The organism is Bradyrhizobium sp. AT1 (genome assembly GCF_001590795.1).
In the GTDB taxonomy this organism is placed as follows: Bacteria; Pseudomonadota; Alphaproteobacteria; order Rhizobiales; family Xanthobacteraceae; genus Bradyrhizobium.
The window spans coordinates 6,595,889-6,612,208 of record NZ_JXDL01000001.1; the positions used below are offsets into that span (position 1 = coordinate 6,595,889).

At 63.5% G+C, this 16,320-nt stretch carries 21 protein-coding genes and 1 riboswitch; of the genes, 6 read left to right on the forward strand and 15 right to left on the reverse strand.

From position 1 onward, the window contains the following. Window positions 1-172 precede the first annotated feature (172 nt). Window positions 173-421 carry a hypothetical protein gene (locus SE92_RS30590; protein ID WP_063201934.1) on the forward strand — a complete coding sequence of 83 codons (249 nt, stop codon included), beginning with the start codon at window positions 173-175 and terminating at the stop codon, window positions 419-421. Here the strand turns inward: SE92_RS30590 and SE92_RS30595 are convergent. Beyond that, on the reverse strand, window positions 412-660 hold the full coding sequence (locus SE92_RS30595) for a helix-turn-helix domain-containing protein (protein ID WP_063201937.1): 249 nt from the start codon (window positions 658-660) through the stop codon (window positions 412-414). The two genes, SE92_RS30590 and SE92_RS30595, sit on opposite strands and share 10 nt — an antisense overlap. A 201-nt stretch (window positions 661-861) precedes the next feature. Continuing rightward, window positions 862-1,629 carry an SDR family NAD(P)-dependent oxidoreductase gene (locus SE92_RS30600; RefSeq protein WP_063201940.1) on the reverse strand — a complete coding sequence of 256 codons (768 nt, stop codon included), beginning with the start codon at window positions 1,627-1,629 and terminating at the stop codon, window positions 862-864. Window positions 1,630-1,740: 111 nt separating this feature from the next. On the opposite strand from SE92_RS30600, the gene SE92_RS30605 reads away from it, so the two are divergent. After that, window positions 1,741-2,238: a molecular chaperone DnaJ gene (locus tag SE92_RS30605; RefSeq protein WP_063201943.1), complete on the forward strand. Its 498-nt coding sequence runs from the start codon at window positions 1,741-1,743 to the stop codon at window positions 2,236-2,238. 77 nt (window positions 2,239-2,315) lie between these two features. Here the strand turns inward: SE92_RS30605 and SE92_RS30610 are convergent, their stop codons facing one another. The 3 genes from SE92_RS30610 to SE92_RS30620 all read right to left on the reverse strand — a co-directional run bounded on the left by SE92_RS30610 (window position 2,316) and on the right by SE92_RS30620 (window position 3,596). After that, on the reverse strand, window positions 2,316-2,567 hold the full coding sequence (locus SE92_RS30610; RefSeq protein ID WP_063203850.1) for a hypothetical protein: 252 nt from the start codon (window positions 2,565-2,567) through the stop codon (window positions 2,316-2,318). A gap of 237 nt (window positions 2,568-2,804) precedes the next feature. Further along, window positions 2,805-3,065, reverse strand: a complete 261-nt coding sequence (locus tag SE92_RS30615) for a hypothetical protein (protein ID WP_063201945.1) — start codon at window positions 3,063-3,065, stop codon at window positions 2,805-2,807. A gap of 147 nt (window positions 3,066-3,212) precedes the next feature. Beyond that, window positions 3,213-3,596, reverse strand: coding sequence for a RidA family protein (locus SE92_RS30620; protein WP_063201948.1), 384 nt, complete (start codon window positions 3,594-3,596; stop codon window positions 3,213-3,215). A 470-nt stretch (window positions 3,597-4,066) separates the two neighbouring features. Here SE92_RS30620 and SE92_RS30625 point away from each other — a divergent pair, with 470 nt between their 5' ends. Beyond that, a complete protein-coding gene (locus SE92_RS30625) occupies window positions 4,067-4,501 on the forward strand; it encodes a hypothetical protein (protein WP_063201950.1) in 435 nt (144 codons plus the stop codon). Window positions 4,502-4,598: 97 nt separating this feature from the next. On the opposite strand, the gene SE92_RS30630 is transcribed toward SE92_RS30625, so the two are convergent. Beyond that, complete coding sequence (locus SE92_RS30630) at window positions 4,599-5,258, reverse strand: glutathione S-transferase family protein (protein WP_063201952.1); 660 nt, start codon at window positions 5,256-5,258, stop codon at window positions 4,599-4,601. A gap of 353 nt (window positions 5,259-5,611) precedes the next feature. Between SE92_RS30630 and SE92_RS30635 the strand changes: the two genes are divergently transcribed. Both SE92_RS30635 and SE92_RS30640 read left to right on the forward strand, forming a co-directional pair. Continuing rightward, entirely contained in the window at window positions 5,612-6,310 is a 699-nt protein-coding gene (locus tag SE92_RS30635; protein ID WP_063201955.1) for a TIR domain-containing protein, read from the forward strand. Continuing rightward, on the forward strand, window positions 6,310-7,065 hold the full coding sequence (locus tag SE92_RS30640; protein ID WP_063201957.1) for a pYEATS domain-containing protein: 756 nt from the start codon (window positions 6,310-6,312) through the stop codon (window positions 7,063-7,065). The genes SE92_RS30635 and SE92_RS30640 overlap by 1 nt, the downstream gene beginning before the upstream one ends. A gap of 121 nt (window positions 7,066-7,186) precedes the next feature. On the opposite strand, the gene SE92_RS30645 is transcribed toward SE92_RS30640, so the two are convergent. The 8 genes from SE92_RS30645 to SE92_RS30680 all read right to left on the reverse strand — a co-directional run bounded on the left by SE92_RS30645 (window position 7,187) and on the right by SE92_RS30680 (window position 15,030). Beyond that, a complete protein-coding gene (locus tag SE92_RS30645; RefSeq protein ID WP_063201960.1) occupies window positions 7,187-7,693 on the reverse strand; it encodes a mismatch-specific DNA-glycosylase in 507 nt (168 codons plus the stop codon). 50 nt (window positions 7,694-7,743) lie between these two features. Beyond that, window positions 7,744-8,739: a nucleoside phosphorylase-I family protein gene (locus SE92_RS35240; protein WP_084251911.1), complete on the reverse strand. Its 996-nt coding sequence runs from the start codon at window positions 8,737-8,739 to the stop codon at window positions 7,744-7,746. A gap of 621 nt (window positions 8,740-9,360) precedes the next feature. Next, window positions 9,361-11,259, reverse strand: a complete 1,899-nt coding sequence (gene thiC, locus SE92_RS30655) for a phosphomethylpyrimidine synthase ThiC (RefSeq protein ID WP_063201967.1) — start codon at window positions 11,257-11,259, stop codon at window positions 9,361-9,363. A 183-nt stretch (window positions 11,260-11,442) separates the two neighbouring features. Next, window positions 11,443-12,048, reverse strand: a complete 606-nt coding sequence (locus SE92_RS30660; RefSeq protein WP_063201970.1) for a thiamine phosphate synthase — start codon at window positions 12,046-12,048, stop codon at window positions 11,443-11,445. Further along, window positions 12,035-12,817 (reverse strand): thiazole synthase, encoded by a 783-nt coding sequence (locus SE92_RS30665; RefSeq protein WP_063201973.1) that lies wholly within the window; start codon window positions 12,815-12,817, stop codon window positions 12,035-12,037. Before SE92_RS30665 ends, SE92_RS30660 begins: the two co-directional genes overlap by 14 nt. Before the next feature lie 154 nt (window positions 12,818-12,971). Continuing rightward, the gene (gene thiS, locus SE92_RS30670; RefSeq protein ID WP_063201976.1) at window positions 12,972-13,169 is read right to left on the reverse strand and encodes a sulfur carrier protein ThiS; all 198 of its coding nucleotides are present in this window, start codon (window positions 13,167-13,169) and stop codon (window positions 12,972-12,974) included. Further along, window positions 13,160-14,170 carry an FAD-dependent oxidoreductase gene (locus tag SE92_RS30675; protein ID WP_063201978.1) on the reverse strand — a complete coding sequence of 337 codons (1,011 nt, stop codon included), beginning with the start codon at window positions 14,168-14,170 and terminating at the stop codon, window positions 13,160-13,162. The genes thiS and SE92_RS30675 overlap by 10 nt, the downstream gene beginning before the upstream one ends. After that, window positions 14,158-14,286: riboswitch (TPP riboswitch) on the reverse strand. (Overlaps the previous gene by 13 nt.) A 198-nt stretch (window positions 14,287-14,484) precedes the next feature. After that, a complete protein-coding gene (locus SE92_RS30680; RefSeq protein ID WP_063201981.1) occupies window positions 14,485-15,030 on the reverse strand; it encodes a lytic transglycosylase domain-containing protein in 546 nt (181 codons plus the stop codon). A gap of 236 nt (window positions 15,031-15,266) precedes the next feature. Here SE92_RS30680 and SE92_RS30685 point away from each other — a divergent pair, with 236 nt between their 5' ends. Further along, window positions 15,267-15,467 (forward strand): hypothetical protein, encoded by a 201-nt coding sequence (locus SE92_RS30685; RefSeq protein ID WP_063201982.1) that lies wholly within the window; start codon window positions 15,267-15,269, stop codon window positions 15,465-15,467. Between the two features lie 9 nt (window positions 15,468-15,476). Here SE92_RS30685 and SE92_RS37270 read toward each other — a convergent pair. Further along, the coding region (locus tag SE92_RS37270; RefSeq protein ID WP_245324744.1) for an ATP-binding protein at window positions 15,477-16,320 on the reverse strand (844 nt) is incomplete at its 5' end.

Below are 16,320 nucleotides of genomic sequence, written 5' to 3' on the forward strand. Positions count from 1 at the left end.
TGATCGTCTGCCACGCCACTGCTCCCTTGACCGGAAGCAAGCTACTTAGCGGCGTTTGACGACAGCAGCAATTCCGCCCGCGCATCGTGCCCGGCTTGATCAACATCAATCCGCGGCGCGCGACGCCGTGCCATCGCTTGCGCACGGCCACAGCCCTTGCGAGGAGCGACCGATGCGCGCAGCGTGGAAGATCTTTTGGCTGTTCGCTGCCGTTCTTGCGGCAGCAATCGGCCTTGCACACCTGCTGGTGCCTGACGTCGTGCCGGTCGCATTCGCCGAGGAGCCGCAACCGTCATGGGCTGTCCTGACGGCGTTCTTCCTGCGTGCGATCGAACTCATCGCCGGCTCGGTCGCGATGATCGCGCTTGCGGTCATCGCCGGCACATTGATCCAGCGGCGTGTCTTGACGCGTCAATCCTGATAGGCGGGCACGTCAATGCCGGAGGCGGCATAGATCCTGATCTTGTTGCGGAGCGTGCGCACCGACAGCCCGAGCACGCGCGAGGCGCGCGTGCGATTGCCGTCGCAGCGCGCCAGCGTCTGCAGCACGAGCTCGCGCTCGACCTCGTCGACGGTGGCGCCGATCAGCAGCGGAACGATCTGGTTGGGGGCAAGAAATTGCGCGCCCGGTTCGGACGCAGCGACATGAACAGTGGTCATCAACACACCTCCCGATCAACGCCCGCTTCCATCTTTGGAAGCGGATCGAGAACCAACGACCCCCAAGCCGTACATCTACGGTGGTCCGGTTTGGTTAATGAAAGGTTAATTGCGGGGCGGCGCACCAGATGACCTCAGGAATGCCGCGAAGCCGCCCCGTTTGGTGCGAGATGCATCGTGATGCGGGACTATCTCGCTCCCTCACACCGTCCGATAACCGCCGTCCACCATCACGATCGTTCCCGTGACATAGGCCGACAGGTCCGACGCCAGGAAGAGCGCGGGACCGACGATATCCTCCGGCTTGCCGGTGCGCGCCAGCGGGGTGTGGTCGACGAAGGCCTGCACCAGCGCCGGATTGGTCGCGCGCACATTGGCGTTGATGTTGGTCTCGATGAAGCCGGGGCCGATCGCGTTGACGCGCACGCCTTCCTTGCCGAGCTCGACCGCGAGCGCCTTGGTGAAGCCGAGCACGCCGTGCTTGGAGGTGGTGTAGGCCGCCGAGCTCGGCGTGCGCAGATGAACGAAGGACTGGATCGAGCCGATATTGACGATGCGGCCTTTGCTCGCGCGCAACGGTGCGAGGAAGGCCTGCGTCACGTTGAAGACGCCGTTGAGGTTGAGCGAGATGATGTCGTTCCAGTCCTTCGCCACCGTCTCGGTCTCCGCGGTGAAGGCGTTGCGGCGGGTGATGCCGGCGTTGTTGACGAGGATCGAGACCTGGCCGACCTTGTCGGCGACTTGGCCAGCCAGCGCGAAGCAATCCTCGCGCCTGGTGACGTCGAGCGCAAAGCTCTCGGCTTTGCCGCCTGCTTTTCGGATCTCCTGCGCGGCCTCCGCGACGGTGTCGGAATTGACGTCGAGCAGCACCACTTGCGCGCCCTCGCGGGCATAGCCGGCGGCGATGGCGCGGCCGATGCCGGAACCGGCCCCGGTGACGACGGCGATGTGGTTTGCAAGCAATGCCATGGCATATTCCTCCCGATTTCTTTTCGAAGTTTCACGAAACGCTAACTCGAAATTAAGGGGCCGGAAACGGCAGCCTTGGCATACTGATCTCGATTGCTAAACGTTGCGCGCATGATGGAACGGCTCGACCCCCGGCTCGATTCTTGGAAACTCGCCCTCGAACGCCTCCGCTCGGCGCAATCCGCCGACTTCGCCGAGGCGGGCCGGCTCGTGGCCGAGATCGCGCGGATGAGCACGGATACCCTGCTGCGTCAGGCTGCCGAACAGGCGCTGCCGGTGCTGCGCCAGGCCGCTGACAACGACGATCACGGCGTCACGCTGGCGGCCCAGCGCCGTCTCGGTGTGGTGCTCGAAGTGGTCCACGATTTGACCGCGCCGCGCTTCGGCCGCCGCAATGCTGCGCCGAAGAAGCTCTCCAGCGAGGATCGCGCCCGCAAGATGCTCGGCCTGCCGCTCGCGGTGCAGCTCACCTGCGAGGACATCAACCGGGCCTATCGCCGCGCCGCCAAGGACATGCATCCCGACCACGGCGGCAGCGCACAAGCCTTCATCGACCTCGCCGCCGCCCGCGATGTCCTGATCCATCCCGGCGCGCACAAGGACGCGTGAGCGTTTCAGGCCTTCCAAAACAAACCGGGCAAGGACGCTGGCGTCCTTGCCCGGTTCTTCGTCCGCCGATCGAAATCTTACCAGGTGCAGTGGCCGTTCTTCAGCGCGGCGTCCTTTGCCGCGAGGGCGTCGATGAAGGTCGGCATGCTCGGGCTGGCGCGGTGATAGCCGGCCGGCCACGGCGTGGTCGGGATGCTCTCGTCCCAGATCTGGCAGAAGCCGGTGTCCTGCCAGCGGATCAGGTGATAGCTGGCCTGTGCAGGGCTCGCGGCAACGAACGCGGTGACGGCAAGACCGGCGGCAGCGCACAGCACGGAAATACGACGCATGATCAGCTCCTCGAAATGAATGTTGTGATGCGCCTCCCGGCAATGCGGGGAGGGCGGGTGCCGGTCGCTTGTCGGTGATGCGCGCCGGACAAGATGTGAGTAGTTCCGTGCGCGGATCAGGTTCAACGAACCCGCGCGGGAGATGGTCAATTTCGGCCGAAATACGCGGTCCTGCAAAAAACGAAAAGGCGGACCGCTCGCGCGATCCGCCCTAAAAACCGTTGTGTCGCGTCAAGCCTAGAGCGTGCAGCGGCGCTCGGCGCGCATCTTGATCTGGAGGTCGGACGCGGCCTGGAACGTCGGCAGCGGCTTGCTGACGACCTTGTAGGTCGACACCCCGAACTGGAACGGCTTGTACTTCAGGTCCTCGTTCCAGACCTGGCAGATGCCGGTGTTGTCCCAGCGGATCACGTAGTAGCCGACCGCGGCCGAGGCCGGCGCGGCGAAGACGGAGGTGGCGATGCCGGCAACGGCACAGAGCGCGAGAACGCGACGCATGAAGTATCTCCTTGTGGGGACGTGGGACCTGAAAATTCGTGCGGTAAAAGCAGGGTCTTTGCAAGCCGGGGGGCGGCCGTTCACGGACATGTCAGGCGCGGCGGCGCATTTGGTTGGGCCGCGTGCCCGACAAGCCACACGGTCGGCTCACTTTGATAGCGAGGCCACCGCCTCGATCTCGATCAGCATCTTCGGATCGGGCAGGGCCTGCACCACGCAGGTCGTGCGCGCCGGATAGGGCGGCGGGCCGAAAGCGCCGGCATAGAGCGCATTCATGGCGGCGACGTCGGAGGCGCGGGTCAGCAGCACGTTGACCTTGGCGAGGTCGCCCATGGCGGCGCCGGCCTCGCCCAGCACGCGCTTGATGTTGACGACGACATTGGCGAACTGCGCCTCGAAGCCGTCGGGCAGCGCGCCATTGGCATCGAAGCCGGGAATGCCCGAGACGAACAGGAGATCGCCGACGCGCGTCGCAAACGACAGCGGCGGCGCCTTCACGTGTGGCGGGGGCGCGAAATGCTGGATCGGCATGGGATCACCTCGAAGACGGTCGCTGACGCGGCAAGCGTAGCGGCAGGCGAGGGCGGCTCAAACCAAAAAATGCGAAAACAACCCCATGCACAGTAGGGATGGGGCGGAAATCGTTGGGACTTTTGTAATTCGGGAAGAGCGAAAATGATCGTTTGCTTCGTCGGGCAAAACGGGGGCATGATGGGATGATGCGGTTGCCTGGGCTCCCGCTAAGAGTTCCACTGTCATGCCCCAGCCTGACCGGGGCATCCAGTACGCCGCAGCCTCTCGGTTCGATCGCTGCTGTCTCGGAGTACTGGATCGCCCGGTCCTAGTGCGCAATTGCGCACTGGCCGGGCGATGACAGTTGAGTGCTTGGCGACGAGCGCTGCGCCCGCCTCATCCATCATGTTGCCGCCCCGATCCATCAGGTACATTCCCTTCGTCTGATTCGAATCCTTCCCCCCAAGAAGCAGTTCCCGGAGACCCCCATGAAGCTCGCATCCACCTTCCGCGCCGCGCTGGTCGCCATTGCCGCGCTGGCCGGACTTTCGACCGCAGCAAAGGCCGACAGCGGCTTCGTGACGCTCACGATCTACAAGGCGGGCTGGATCATCGGCGGCTCCGGCGGCTCGGGCGTGCTCAACTTCCGCGGCCGCACCTATGGGCTCTCCACCGGCGGCCTCGACTACGGCCTCGTGTTCGGCGGCTCCAAGACCGTGCTGCGCGGCCGCGTCAGCAACATCAACCGCCCCTCCGACGTCGCCGGGGTCTACGGCGCTGCCGGTGCGGGCCTTGCCTTGGGTGCCGGCGCCCGCGCCATCGTGCTGACCAACCAGAAGGGCGCGGTGCTGGAACTGACGGGGCAACAGGTCGGCCTGATGGCGAACGCGGATCTCTCGGGTCTTGCCATCACGATGCGGTAGAAGACGGTGCCGTAGGGTGGGCAAAGGCGCGTAAGCGCCGTGCCCACCATTCGTCAGTGATCGATACAATTCGTGGGCACGCTTCGCTTTGCCCACCCTACGAGAGCGATGACGACTGCGACGCGGCAGCGAACACTGCCAGCTGCGCATCGAACGCGCGCCGGAACGCCGGCCGCGTCTCGCCGCGCGCGACATAGGCGGCGATTTTAGGGTATTCGTCGAGCAGCCCTGATGTGTTCAGCCGCCGCAGCACCGTCACCATCATGAGATCGCCGGCGCTGAAGGCGCTGTCGAGCCAGTCGGCATCACCGAGGCGAGCGGACAATTCGCCGAGCCTGGTTCGGACGCGATCCTGCAGCATCGGCAGGCGCGCGGCGTACCAGCTCTTGTCGCGCTCGAACAGCATCGCCATGGTGAGCTCGACGATCGGCGGTTCAACCGTACTCAGCGCGGCGAACATCCACGCGATCGCGCGGGCGCGCGCATTGGCGTCCCCAGGCAGCAAGCCATCGTGGCGCTCGGCGATGTGCAGCACGATCGCCCCAGACTCGAACAGCGCGAGATCGCCGTCCTCATAGGTCGGAATCTGCCCGAACGGATGCAGCGCAAGATGCTCCGGCTGCTTCATCGCGGCGAACGAGACGAGGCGGACGTCGTAGGGTAGCCCGACCTCCTCGAACGCCCAGCGCACCCGCATGTCGCGGGCCTGCCCGCGGCCGCGGTCGGGGGAGTTCTCGAAGGCGGTGATAGTGGGCATATCCAGGTCTCCGCGGTCATCGCGCTCTGCAGCCAAAGGACGGCTCGTCGGCGCGGATTCCGACAATCAGACGCGAGTTTTCTGTCCAGCCGCAGCGGGCTGAAAGAGCAAGTGGAACCCATCGCCATATGGCGGTCCAAGCAATGTCTGACATCGACCGGCGCTCGCGCCTGCTGCTTGGCGGCGTCCGGCGCGGTTGGCCTCGCGCGCGATTCGGTGCGTTGCAGCGACAATTGCTTGCCGCCCGTCCGAGAGATAACGGCCTTGACGGTAGATCGGAATCCGAACATTGTAATCGCGTTTAAGTAGTGGAGTCATTTTTCTCTCTCCGTCAATCGTTGCGGGGATTTGATGTGAACAAGATTTTTATCGCCTTCTCATTTCGAGATCGCAACGAGCAACTGGTCAGTCATGTTGACCGGCTCATTCGCAGCCACGGCCTGGTGCCTGTCAGCGGAGAAATTCTTGGCGGACAGGATCTCACGCCGGAAATCCAGACACGCATTCAGGAATGCGACGCTCTGATCGCGCTGATGACGCGAGAGCTGCAAGTGCAGGAGCAGGGGCAAAGCTATTGGATGCCGACCCAATGGGTGTCCGGCGAATACGTATCTGCGCGAAACAGGCACCAATTGGCCATCGCCATCATCGAAGATGGTGTCCGTTTGAACGGGCCGTATGCGCAGAACGATCATATCAAGCTCGATCGGGCTGAACCTGCGGAAGCCCTTGTCCGTCTCTCCGAAACGATTGGCTATTGGCGGGCGCAAGCGGGGAGGGCTCTCGAGATCAGGCTTGTGCCGAAGGAGGCCGCCCTCTTCGCGGCCAGCGGCAATGCGAAGTGCCAGTATAGGCTCGTCCGTCCGAACGCAGTCGCGCCGAGCCCGTGGATGGACGGGCGGGCGGCGCGAAAGCCGGGCGGCGTGTTTCTCGTGGTGCCGGGCGTCAAGTTGGATGATTCCATTGAGGTTCAGCTTCTCGATGGAGCCCTTCCAAAGTGGAATTCGGTCGAGTCTCCGCAATGGGTTCATATCGAGCTGGCGAGCGTGTGATGGCGACCATCAAGATTGCCCAGCTTTCCGAACAGATCGAACCCTCATACTGGGAGTGGTCGGTCTGGCTCGAAGGACCCCCGGAGGAGATCGCCGCCGTCGACGCGGTGGTCTGGAAGCTTCACCCGACTTTCTCGCCGCCCGAGGTGCGCGTAACCGATCGCGCGAACAACTTCCGCCTGGAGAGCAGTGGCTGGGGCGAATTTCGAATTCAGGCAGACGTCCGCATGACCAACGGGCAGAACCTTCAGCTCAGCCACTGGCTGCGTCTCGGTCGGTCGGTGCCGTCGAAGGAGGAGATGGCTGCGGCCGGGACCGAGGAGAGAGACGCGCCGATGGCAATCGAGCCTGGGGAACGCCAGCCGAAGGTGTTCCTTTCCTATACCGGTTCGGATGCCCGGCTGGCCGGTGCGGTCGCAAAGGAATTGAAGCGCCATCATGTCGACGTCGCGATCGACGTCGACATTCCCTCAGGCGTCAATCTCAGGGACTGGGTTTCGGAAAGGATCGCCCAGAGCGACGCGACCGTGTTCCTGCTTCCAAACGCCGCTTCCGGAGCGCTGTCGAACAGCTCCATCGGCTATGAATTGCAGTTGGCGCAGAAATCGGACAGGCCCATCATTCCGATCCTGCGATCGGGGGCCGATGTGCCCGATCAGCTGAAGAGCTTCAAATTCATCACTGTCGAAGGCGGGCCATCCGCCGAAATCGACGTCCAGGCCATCGCCCGCTCCATCAGCAATGTCGTTCGCTGAACGAAGATCGCGCAGGGTGGGGTCGTCGTAGGTGTAACCCACCTCTCATGTGTCTGCAGCGGCAGACGCGGTGGGTTACGCCGCGCGACTGCGCTTCGCGCTGCCGCGCAGCTAACCCACCCTACGACGCGATCCATGACGCAAGCTCGCGCCACGGCTCGATGGTCCAATTGCCCGAGGCGGCACCCGAGGGCGACGGCAGCACAAAAATTTCCGGCAAGCTCGCATCGCGCACCTGCCGCCCCAGCGCGATCGCAGCTGACGGCCTGCGGTAAAACAAGCTCGCCGCCTTCTTGCTCGTGAACGCAATCGTCCGCGGCCGGTACGTCTCCATTTTCGCCCGGAAGCCCGCCACGTCGATCGTCTCCGCCGCGATCTGGTGATCCATCCCCGCGCCCCTCTTGGAGAGATCGGTGAAGCCGATGCCAAGCTCGATCAGCTCCGCGAACTCACTCGGCTGATAGCGCCGCGGCGTGATCCCGACCTCATGGATCGCGCGCCAGAAGCGGTTGCCGGGATGGGCGTAGTAGTGCCCGACCTCAGCCGAGCGCGTCGAGGCGGCGGTGCCGACGAAGACGAGGCGGAGGTTGGGGCGGAGCTGATCGGGGAGGCGGTGAGGTAAACTCACTACAAATCCGGCGCCACTTACTGAAGCGCGTTGGCGGCGCTACGCTGCCATCAAATATGCGCGTTCTCAATGAAATCGATCGCTGTCAAGGCTGCGTTCTCTAACGCGACTCGTCTCCAAGAGTCTTTAGTGTCTTTCTGAAATTTTGTCTTGGATCCTGCATGATCGGAGAGCCCTCTAACAGTAATGCGTGTCGGCGTCATTCTGACGTCGAAACGGCTCAGTTCCTCGAAAAAGGCGAAGAAGCCAAATGACTCCATGTCTACGCTTGCTATGCCTTTTCCATCCGCCGCCTCACCAGGATAGTAGTCTAGTGAGTGATCCTCATTCTTGTGCAAAAGAAACTGCCTGTATTCATCGTGGTCGACAACCATTCCCCAACTGAAAACCGTCGCTGATTGAATTCTTGGCTTTCTTGTCCCTTGTGCAGAAATATTGTCGGGATGCTGCTTGTTGTCCCTGAGGTGAACGCGCCGATCCGGACGTGCGGCAATATAAGACTGAATTGCATTCAGCCCCTTGCCACATGATGCCTTGTCACGAATATGGCGAAGGTAACCATTATCGAAATATAATTCTCTGGAGTCTACTTCAGTCAGGCCGTCAAAAGGTGGAGAATAACTTGCAGATGGTTCGCGAGGAGTAGCTGTCAAATCGACGACAACATCTTCTCTTGTGTTCAGCTGCTTCAGTTTGTTTGGATACCGCGTTTTGACGTCGGCAGACAGGATCACATCGCCCAAGCGAAATTGAGCGGTGTCTAAAATTCCGGCGATTCCCAATAGAATGATTAGAGGGGAAGTGTGATATCGCCACATGGCGGCTGTCATAGCGGCCGAGCGAACGTTGCCCATCCTTCCAATCGATGCAACGGCAATTGTCTTATTAGGATCTGATTTCACTTTCCAAATCGATGATTTGTAAGGGCGATCAGTTGGGACGCGATCGCAACGACTTTTAAGCACCTCGTTCAGATAACCGTTTTCTTCATCAAGTGCGGTAACGATTGATGCGGTGACCGTTTGATCATTCCTGCCGCCCGACATTTAAAGATCGCCCCCGGTAATAAATTCTGTACACGTCGTACTCTTCAGCGATGGATAGGTAGCTTGGAGTGTTCAGATAGTCTTCCAGATGCAAATTTTGGCTCGTTGTTGCCAAGCTAAATCGAACGCATCCAGAGCTCCCTCGAAAGATTTTGAGGCGACAGTTCATGAAAATTTCAGAGTGGAAAATAAAACTCTGTATGCGAAAAACTATTTCTGCGTTTGTCCCTTGGTTGCGGGTCTCGCAAGTGAAGACGCGTGAATCGTTTACAACGCTCTCTAAGTGACCTCGCCGAGCTTCCGCAACTATTTTACCAATTGTCTCGGCGGTTGGCTCGAGAAGTGAAGCGGTGCCAATTTGAAGCGCCATATCAGCTTAGCCTCCGATCAATTTCGATGCTTAGCTCTCCCGTGATATCCTCCAAGTCTTGTTTTTGTCACATTCATAACTTCACTGCAACTATAAGTTTATACAATTGATTCTTTAATAATACCACAAAAGAGGCATGGATCGGGCGTCATGGAAACACAGAACTGTGCGATCTGCGGAGTTTAGGGGGTATCTTCTGGGCCAACACGCCGTGTCGGCCCAGAGAGTTGATTGAACGTATCAATATCCCCTCACAACACCCGATTGCTCTCCTTCACTTTCTCCGCATCCAGATACAAGCTCTCGCCCATCTCCTTGAACTTCGCGCTCATCTTGGCCATGCCGTCCTCGGCGGTGCCCGACATCGACATCCCCACGCTGTTCGGATCGTTCAACGTCGCCGCGTAATCCCGCACGTCCTGCGTGATCTTCATCGAGCAGAATTTGGGGCCGCACATTGAGCAGAAATGGGCGACCTTGTGGGCTTCCTTCGGTAGGGTCTCGTCGTGGAAGTTCTTGGCCGTATCCGGGTCGAGGCCGAGGTTGAACTGGTCGCTCCAGCGGAAGTCGAAACGGGCGCGGGAGAGGGCGTCGTCGCGCAATTGCGCGGCCGGGTGGCCCTTGGCCAGGTCGGATGCGTGGGCGGCGATCTTGTAGGTGATGACGCCGGTCTTGACGTCGTTGCGATCGGGCAGGCCGAGATGCTCCTTCGGCGTGACGTAGCAGAGCATGGCGCAGCCGAACCAGCCAATCATGGCGGCGCCGATGCCTGAGGTGATGTGGTCATAGCCCGGCGCGATGTCGGTGGTCAGGGGCCCGAGGGTGTAGAAGGGGGCTTCGCCGCACTCCTTGAGCTGCTTGTCCATGTTGATCTTGATCTTGTGCATCGGCACGTGGCCGGGGCCTTCGATCATGACCTGGCAGCCCTTGTCCCACGCGATCTTCGTCAGTTCGCCGAGGGTTTCGAGTTCGGCAAACTGCGCGCGGTCGTTGGCATCGGCGATCGAGCCCGGACGCAGGCCGTCGCCGAGCGAGAACGAGACGTCATACTTGCGCATGAGGTCGCAGATCTCGTCGAAATGCGTGTAGAGAAAGCTCTCCTTGTGATGCGCCAGGCACCACTTCGCCATGATCGAGCCGCCGCGCGACACGATGCCGGTGACGCGGCTGGCGGTGAGGTGGATGTAGGACAGCCGCACGCCGGCGTGGATGGTGAAATAGTCGACGCCCTGCTCGCACTGCTCGATCAGCGTGTCCTTGTAGAGCTCCCAGGTCAGCTTGACGGGATCGCCGTTGCACTTCTCCAGCGCCTGGTAGATCGGCACGGTGCCGATCGGCACCGGCGAGTTGCGCAGGATCCATTCACGCGTGGTGTGGATGTTGCGGCCCGTGGAGAGGTCCATCACGGTGTCGGCGCCCCAGCGGATCGCCCACACCATCTTCTCGACCTCTTCCTCGACCGACGACGTCACGGCGGAGTTGCCGATATTGGCGTTGATCTTGGTCAGGAAGTTGCGGCCGATGATCATCGGCTCGAGCTCGGAATGGTTGATGTTGCAGGGGATGATGGCGCGGCCGCGCGCGATCTCGTCGCGCACGAATTCGGGCGTGATGAAAGCGGGGACCGAAGCGCCAAAGCTCTCGCCGTCGGCGAGCGCGGCTTCGGCGCGCTCGAGCTGCTGCTTGCGGCCGAGGTTTTCGCGGGCGGCGACGTAGATCATCTCCTTGGTGATGATGCCGGCGCGGGCGAATTCGAGCTGCGTGATCTTGTGGCCGTCGAGGCCGCGCAGCGGCTTGTGATAGGCCGAGAAGGCGCGCGCGGCCTTGTCGGTGGAGACGCTGCCGTTGTCCTCCGGCTTGACCTGGCGGCCGTCATATTCCTCGACGCCGCCACGCTCCAGCACCCATTGCTTGCGGTTGCGGGCAAGGCCGGCGTTGACGTCGATGGTGACGCTCGGATCCGTGTAGGGGCCCGAGGTGTCGTACACCGGCAGGTTGGGCTCGCCCGCGCCTTCGGACAGGATGATCTCGCGCAGCGGCACGCGCAGCTCGGGCGCAGCGTCGGGAGAGGCAAAGATCTTTCGCGAGGAGGGAAGGGGGCCAGTGGTGACGGCGGGAACGGTCTTGTCGGGATTGGAGCGGATGTTCATGGGATCCTCCGGTTTAATTCGTTAGCTTCGCTGCGCGGGCGTCAATCACAGCTGTCATCCCCGCGAAGGCGGGGATCCAGTATTCCGCGGCAGCTCGACTCAAGCCGAGGCGCTGCGGCGTACTGGATCGCCCGGTCAAGCCGGGCGATGACGGCAGAGTGTGTGGTGAGAGCGGGGCCTGCATCACGCAGCCTCCTTCAGGCCGAGCCATTGCCGCACGCGGGCATCCGGGTCGGCGTTCTGCGTCACGTCGGACACCACCGCGATCGAATCCGCTCCGGCGGCAAAGATCTCCGCGGCGTGCTCGAACTTGATGCCGCCGATGGCGACCAGCGGGATCGATCCGATGCGCTTCTTCCATTCGGTGATCTTCGGAATGCCCTGCGGCTCGAAGCGCATCGATTTCAGGGTGGTGAAGAAGATCGGGCCGAGCGCGACGTAATCAGGCTTGGCAGCGAGCGCGGTTTCAAGCTCGGCATCGTCATGGGTGGAGATGCCGAGTGACAGGCCGGCCTCGCGGATCGCCTTGAGGTCGGCCTCTGCAAGATCCTCCTGGCCGAGATGCAGATATTTGGCACCGGCGACGATCGCGGCGCGCCAATAATCGTTCACGACCAGCTTGGCTTGGGTGCCTTCGGTGATCGCCAGCGCGTCGGTCACCATCTGCAAGGCCTGCCCGTCGTCGAGCTCCTTGGCGCGCAGCTGAATGGTGCCGACGCCGAGTTTTGTGAGGCGCTCGACCCACGCAAGGCTGTCGACGACGGGATAGAAGCGATCAGGATACGGCATGCCAGAACGGGGTCCCAACGACAGGGGTGGAGGGGGAGGCGAAGTCGCGGGCGTTCATCAGCCCGGCCTCGTAAGCGGTGCGGCCGGCCTCGATACCCAAGCGGAAGGCCTTGGCCATCGCGACGGGATCGGCGGCCTTTGCGATCGCGGTGTTGAGCAGCACGGCGTCATAGCCGAGCTCCAGCGCCTGCGCGGCGTGGCTGGGCGCGCCCAGGCCGGCATCGACCACCAGCGTGATATCGGGCAGCCGGTCGCGCAGCAGTTTCAGCGCATCGCGGTTGGTGATGCCTTTCGCGCTGCCGATGGGGGCGGCCCACGGCATCACCACCTTGCAGCCGGCATCGACCAGGCGGTTGGCGACCGAGAGGTCCTCGGTGCAATAGGGGAATACTTCGAAGCCGTCCTTGATCAGGATGGTGGCGGCTTCGACCAGGCCGACGACGTCGGGCTGTAGCGTGTCGTTGTCGGCGATCACCTCGAGCTTGATCCAGGGCGTAGCAAACAATTCGCGCGCGAGTTTTGCGGTGGTCACCGCCTCGCGCACCGTGCGGCAGCCGGCGGTGTTCGGCAGCACGGTGACGTCGAGCTCGCGGATCAGCTTCCAGAACGCATCGCCGGACTTGCCGCCGGCGGATTCGCGCCGCAGCGACACCGTGACGATGTTGGAGCCGGAGGCGCGGATCGCATCCTGCATGATCGCAGGCGAGGGATAGAGCGCGCTGCCGATCAGCAGGCGCGAGGCGAAGGTCTTGCCGTAGAAGGTCACCATGTCGAAGGTGTCTCCGCAAATGCAGCTGTCATCCCCGCGAAGGCGGGGATCCAGTACGCCGCGGCGGTGCGGCTAGAACCGTGAAGCCGCGGCGTACTGGATCGCCCGGTCAAGCCGGGCGATGACAGTGGAGTGTTTGGCGAAAGCATCCCGCTCACCCTCCCTGCCGTGGCGTGATGATCTCGATCTCGTCGCCGGCCTTCAGGCTGGTCTCGGCCCAGCGGCTCTTCGGCACGACGTCGTAGTTCAGAGCGATGGCGAAATGGGTGCCCTCGTAGTCGAGCTCGGACAGCAGCGCGCCGACGCTTGCCGAGCTCACCTCGCGCTGCTCGCCGTTGACGATCACAAGCATCGCATCACCTCGTTGTCGATCTGGCCGCGCTCGACATAGGCGAGCGTCAGCTCGGCGAGCGCGGGGGCGATCAGGAAGCCGTGGCGATAGAGGCCGTTGACGGTGATCCTGCGCCCGCGAATGCCGATGCGAGGCAGATTGTCGGGAAAAGCGGGCCGCAGCCCGGAGCCGAATTCGACGATGCGGGCTTCGCCGAACGCGGGGTGCACGGTGTAGGCGGCGCCGAGCAGCTCCAGCGCGGAGCGGACGCTGACGCCGGTGTCCTCGGTCTCGATCGAGGTCGCGCCCAGCATGAACAGATTGTCCTCGCGCGGGATCACGTAGAGCGGCCAGCGCGGATGCATCAGCCGCACCGGGCGCGCCAGCTGCACCTCGGCGGTCTCGATCAGGATCATCTCGCCCTTGACGCCGCGCAGCTCCGGCTGCTCGTCGCGGGCACCGAGGCCGCGGCAGTCGATCACAATGCCGTCAAGATCGTTGGCCGTCACGTCGCTGCAGAATTTGATGGTGCCGCCGGCGGCGCGGATGCGCTCGTGCAGCTTGGGCAGCACGCGGCGCGGCTCGACATGGCCCTCGGCCGGGAAGAACAGCGCGTCGCGGAAGCGGCCCTCCAGCGACGGCTCGAGCGCGGCGAGGCCGGCGGCGTCGAGCCGGCGGTGGTCCTCGGTCATGCGCGCAAAGCGCTCGAAATCGTTGCGCTCGCGCGGATGGGCGACGACGAGCGAGCCGTTGAACGGCGTGTCGGGCAGCTCGCGCCGCCAGACCTCGAGCGAGCGCAGCCCGAGGCGGCTGATGATGGGTTCGGCGACCTCGGCCTCGCAATAGGGCGCGAGCATGCCGCCGGCCCAATGGCTGGTGGCGTCCGTCATCGCCTCGTCACCGCGCTCGTGCAAGGTCACGGCATGGCCGGCCTGCGCGAACAACAGGGCCTGCCAGGCGCCCGCAATGCCTGCGCCGATGATGGATACCGGTGAATCCGGTCGCTTGGTCGTTTGCAACATCCCTGTCCCTTCGCCGGCATGACCCGGATCAGGTTCAAAGGGTCACCGCGGTCCTGGGCGTTATTGCCCATTTAGCGGTATCTCAGCTCCTCCTCGGAGCACCCCTCGGAACGGGTCTAATGTAGGACAGCAGGACGGGATGGTCAACGCGGTAGGTGGGAACCTCACCGCTCGTGCCCCGGACGCGATGCAGCGCGCCGCCTTTTGGCGGCGTGATGCGTCGCAGAGCCGGGGCCCATGCTTGGTGCGGATGCTGGGTCCCGGCTCTGCGCAGAGCAACGCTACGCGCTGCAGCGCGTCCGGGACACGGGCGCTTACTGAGCCGCCTGCGCCCGCGCGTTGCGCACGCGCTGGGCGAGCTTCCGGTGCGGGACGTTGCCGAACATCGGCTGCGGATTGCCGTTCGGCTCGAGCCACGGCTGGCCCATGCTCTCGCCCATGTTGGCGACCTGCACCGTCTCCTGCCGCTGGCGCTTGGCGGCGTAGTAATAGCCGCCGGCGAAATAGCGCACGGCGCGGGCGTGATCGCCATTGGCGGCGCGGTAGGCGCCGGCGAGGTATTTCACGGCATAGGTGAGGTTGGTGTTGGGATCGCGCAGGCCGGCGGCATCGCCGGTGTAGCCGACGCCGCGGGCGGTCGCGAGCTTGATCTGCATAAGCCCGATGGTGCCGCCACGGCCGACGAGGTGGGGCTGATAGCGGCTCTCGCGCATGATCACGCGGTGCACCAGCGCTTCCGGCACGCCGTTGGCGCGGGCATGGGCCGCGACCATCTCGGCATAGTCGGCCTCACCGGCGAAGGCCGCCTGCGGCAATGTCAGTCCGGCCGCGAGCAGCGCGGCAATGCGTAAAATCTTCATAAGATATCCCTGAGGCCCTCGAGATGACCTGCGCCCGGCTGCCGATAGGCCTCCCGAACGCGGCGATGATGTGACCAAACGCCGCCGTTAACGTTTTTGCGGCGCCGAGCCGCTGTTACGACTCAATGCTGGCGTACAGGTTCCTTCAGGGCGGACCGTTCGCGGCAGCACGCCTGTCTATTCGCGTGTGCCGGCGAAAGCGAGTAGGAAGCGGTTAGCAAATCCGGAGAGGTGCCATGCCAAAAGCAATCCTCAGCGAGACCCCCAGGCAAAACCCCTGTGCCCAATGCGGCACGCCGATCCCGCAGCCCGATTGGGTCGAGGCGGGCGAGGGCCGCGTCTCCTATCTTTGGACCTGCCACGCCTGCAATTATCGCTTCGAGGCCGTGGCCATTTTCGACGAGGTGGCCGTCGAGCACCCGCCGCTCGCGGCGTAACGGGCGATCCTAAGCCGCAGCCAGGCGCGATTGCTGCCACAGCGGCAATTGCATCCGCACGATCAATCCGTGGGGCTCGCGGTCGTGCAGCGACAGCTCGCCGCCATGGGCGAGCGCGATGGCGCGGGCGATCGACAGGCCCAATCCGAAGCCGGTCGACTCGTCCATGGTGCGCGCGTCGTCGCCACGCACGAACGGCTCCAGCATCTCCTGCTTGCGCGCATCCGAAATGCCGGGGCCGTCGTCCTCGACGTCGATGACGAATTCGGTGCCGGACATGTCGAGGCGGATCGTCACCTCGGCGCCGAAGCGCACCGCGTTCTCGACGAGGTTGGTGACGCCGCGATGCAGGTCGTCGGGCCGCGCGGCGGCGGTCGCGGACGCCGGCCCCTCATAATGCACGACATGGCCCATGTCGCCGAACTGGTCGGCGATGAGCTGCAGCGTGCTGGCGATGTCGACCAGCGTCACGGCCTCGATCTTGCGGTCGTTGCGCAGCAGCGACAGCACGCTCTCCAGCATCGCGCGCATCTGGTCGAGGTCGATCAGCGTGCGCCTGCGGTTGGTCTCGTCCTCGATGAACTCGGCGCGCAGGCGCAGCCGCGTGATCGGGGTGCGCAGATCGTGGCTGATCGCGGCCAGCATGCGCGTGCGGTCCGACATCAGCCGCGTGATCCGTTCGTGCATGCGGTTGAGCGCGCGCGCCACCGAGCGGATCTCCTCCGGACCGCGCTCGGGCAGCGGCTCCGCCCCGCCGTCCAGGCTGAAATTCTCGGCGGCCTTGGCGAAGGACGACAGGGGTGCTGCAAGCGCACGCGCCGCCCACAGGCCGAGCACGCTGACGCAGATGAAG

Bases quoted from the DNA above. Each gene is read 5' to 3' on its own strand.
- SE92_RS30665 (WP_063201973.1), bottom strand. From the start codon at position 12,817: ATGGTGACCTTCTACGGCAAGACCTTCGCCTCGCGCCTGCTGATCGGC.
- SE92_RS30630 (WP_063201952.1), bottom strand. From the start codon at position 5,258: ATGCCCACTATCACCGCCTTCGAGAACTCCCCCGACCGCGGCCGCGGG.
- SE92_RS30675 (WP_063201978.1), bottom strand. From the start codon at position 14,170: ATGTTGCAAACGACCAAGCGACCGGATTCACCGGTATCCATCATCGGC.
- SE92_RS30625 (WP_063201950.1), top strand. From the start codon at position 4,067: ATGAAGCTCGCATCCACCTTCCGCGCCGCGCTGGTCGCCATTGCCGCG.
- SE92_RS30610 (WP_063203850.1), bottom strand. From the start codon at position 2,567: ATGCGTCGTATTTCCGTGCTGTGCGCTGCCGCCGGTCTTGCCGTCACC.
- SE92_RS30590 (WP_063201934.1), top strand. From the start codon at position 173: ATGCGCGCAGCGTGGAAGATCTTTTGGCTGTTCGCTGCCGTTCTTGCG.
- SE92_RS30605 (WP_063201943.1), top strand. From the start codon at position 1,741: ATGATGGAACGGCTCGACCCCCGGCTCGATTCTTGGAAACTCGCCCTC.
- SE92_RS30680 (WP_063201981.1), bottom strand. From the start codon at position 15,030: ATGAAGATTTTACGCATTGCCGCGCTGCTCGCGGCCGGACTGACATTG.
- SE92_RS35240 (WP_084251911.1), bottom strand. From the start codon at position 8,739: ATGTCGGGCGGCAGGAATGATCAAACGGTCACCGCATCAATCGTTACC.
- SE92_RS30685 (WP_063201982.1), top strand. From the start codon at position 15,267: ATGCCAAAAGCAATCCTCAGCGAGACCCCCAGGCAAAACCCCTGTGCC.
- SE92_RS30600 (WP_063201940.1), bottom strand. From the start codon at position 1,629: ATGGCATTGCTTGCAAACCACATCGCCGTCGTCACCGGGGCCGGTTCC.
- SE92_RS30640 (WP_063201957.1), top strand. From the start codon at position 6,310: ATGGCGACCATCAAGATTGCCCAGCTTTCCGAACAGATCGAACCCTCA.
- thiS (WP_063201976.1), bottom strand. From the start codon at position 13,169: ATGCTTGTGATCGTCAACGGCGAGCAGCGCGAGGTGAGCTCGGCAAGC.
- SE92_RS30660 (WP_063201970.1), bottom strand. From the start codon at position 12,048: ATGCCGTATCCTGATCGCTTCTATCCCGTCGTCGACAGCCTTGCGTGG.
- SE92_RS30595 (WP_063201937.1), bottom strand. From the start codon at position 660: ATGACCACTGTTCATGTCGCTGCGTCCGAACCGGGCGCGCAATTTCTT.
- SE92_RS30615 (WP_063201945.1), bottom strand. From the start codon at position 3,065: ATGCGTCGCGTTCTCGCGCTCTGTGCCGTTGCCGGCATCGCCACCTCC.
- SE92_RS30620 (WP_063201948.1), bottom strand. From the start codon at position 3,596: ATGCCGATCCAGCATTTCGCGCCCCCGCCACACGTGAAGGCGCCGCCG.
- thiC (WP_063201967.1), bottom strand. From the start codon at position 11,259: ATGAACATCCGCTCCAATCCCGACAAGACCGTTCCCGCCGTCACCACT.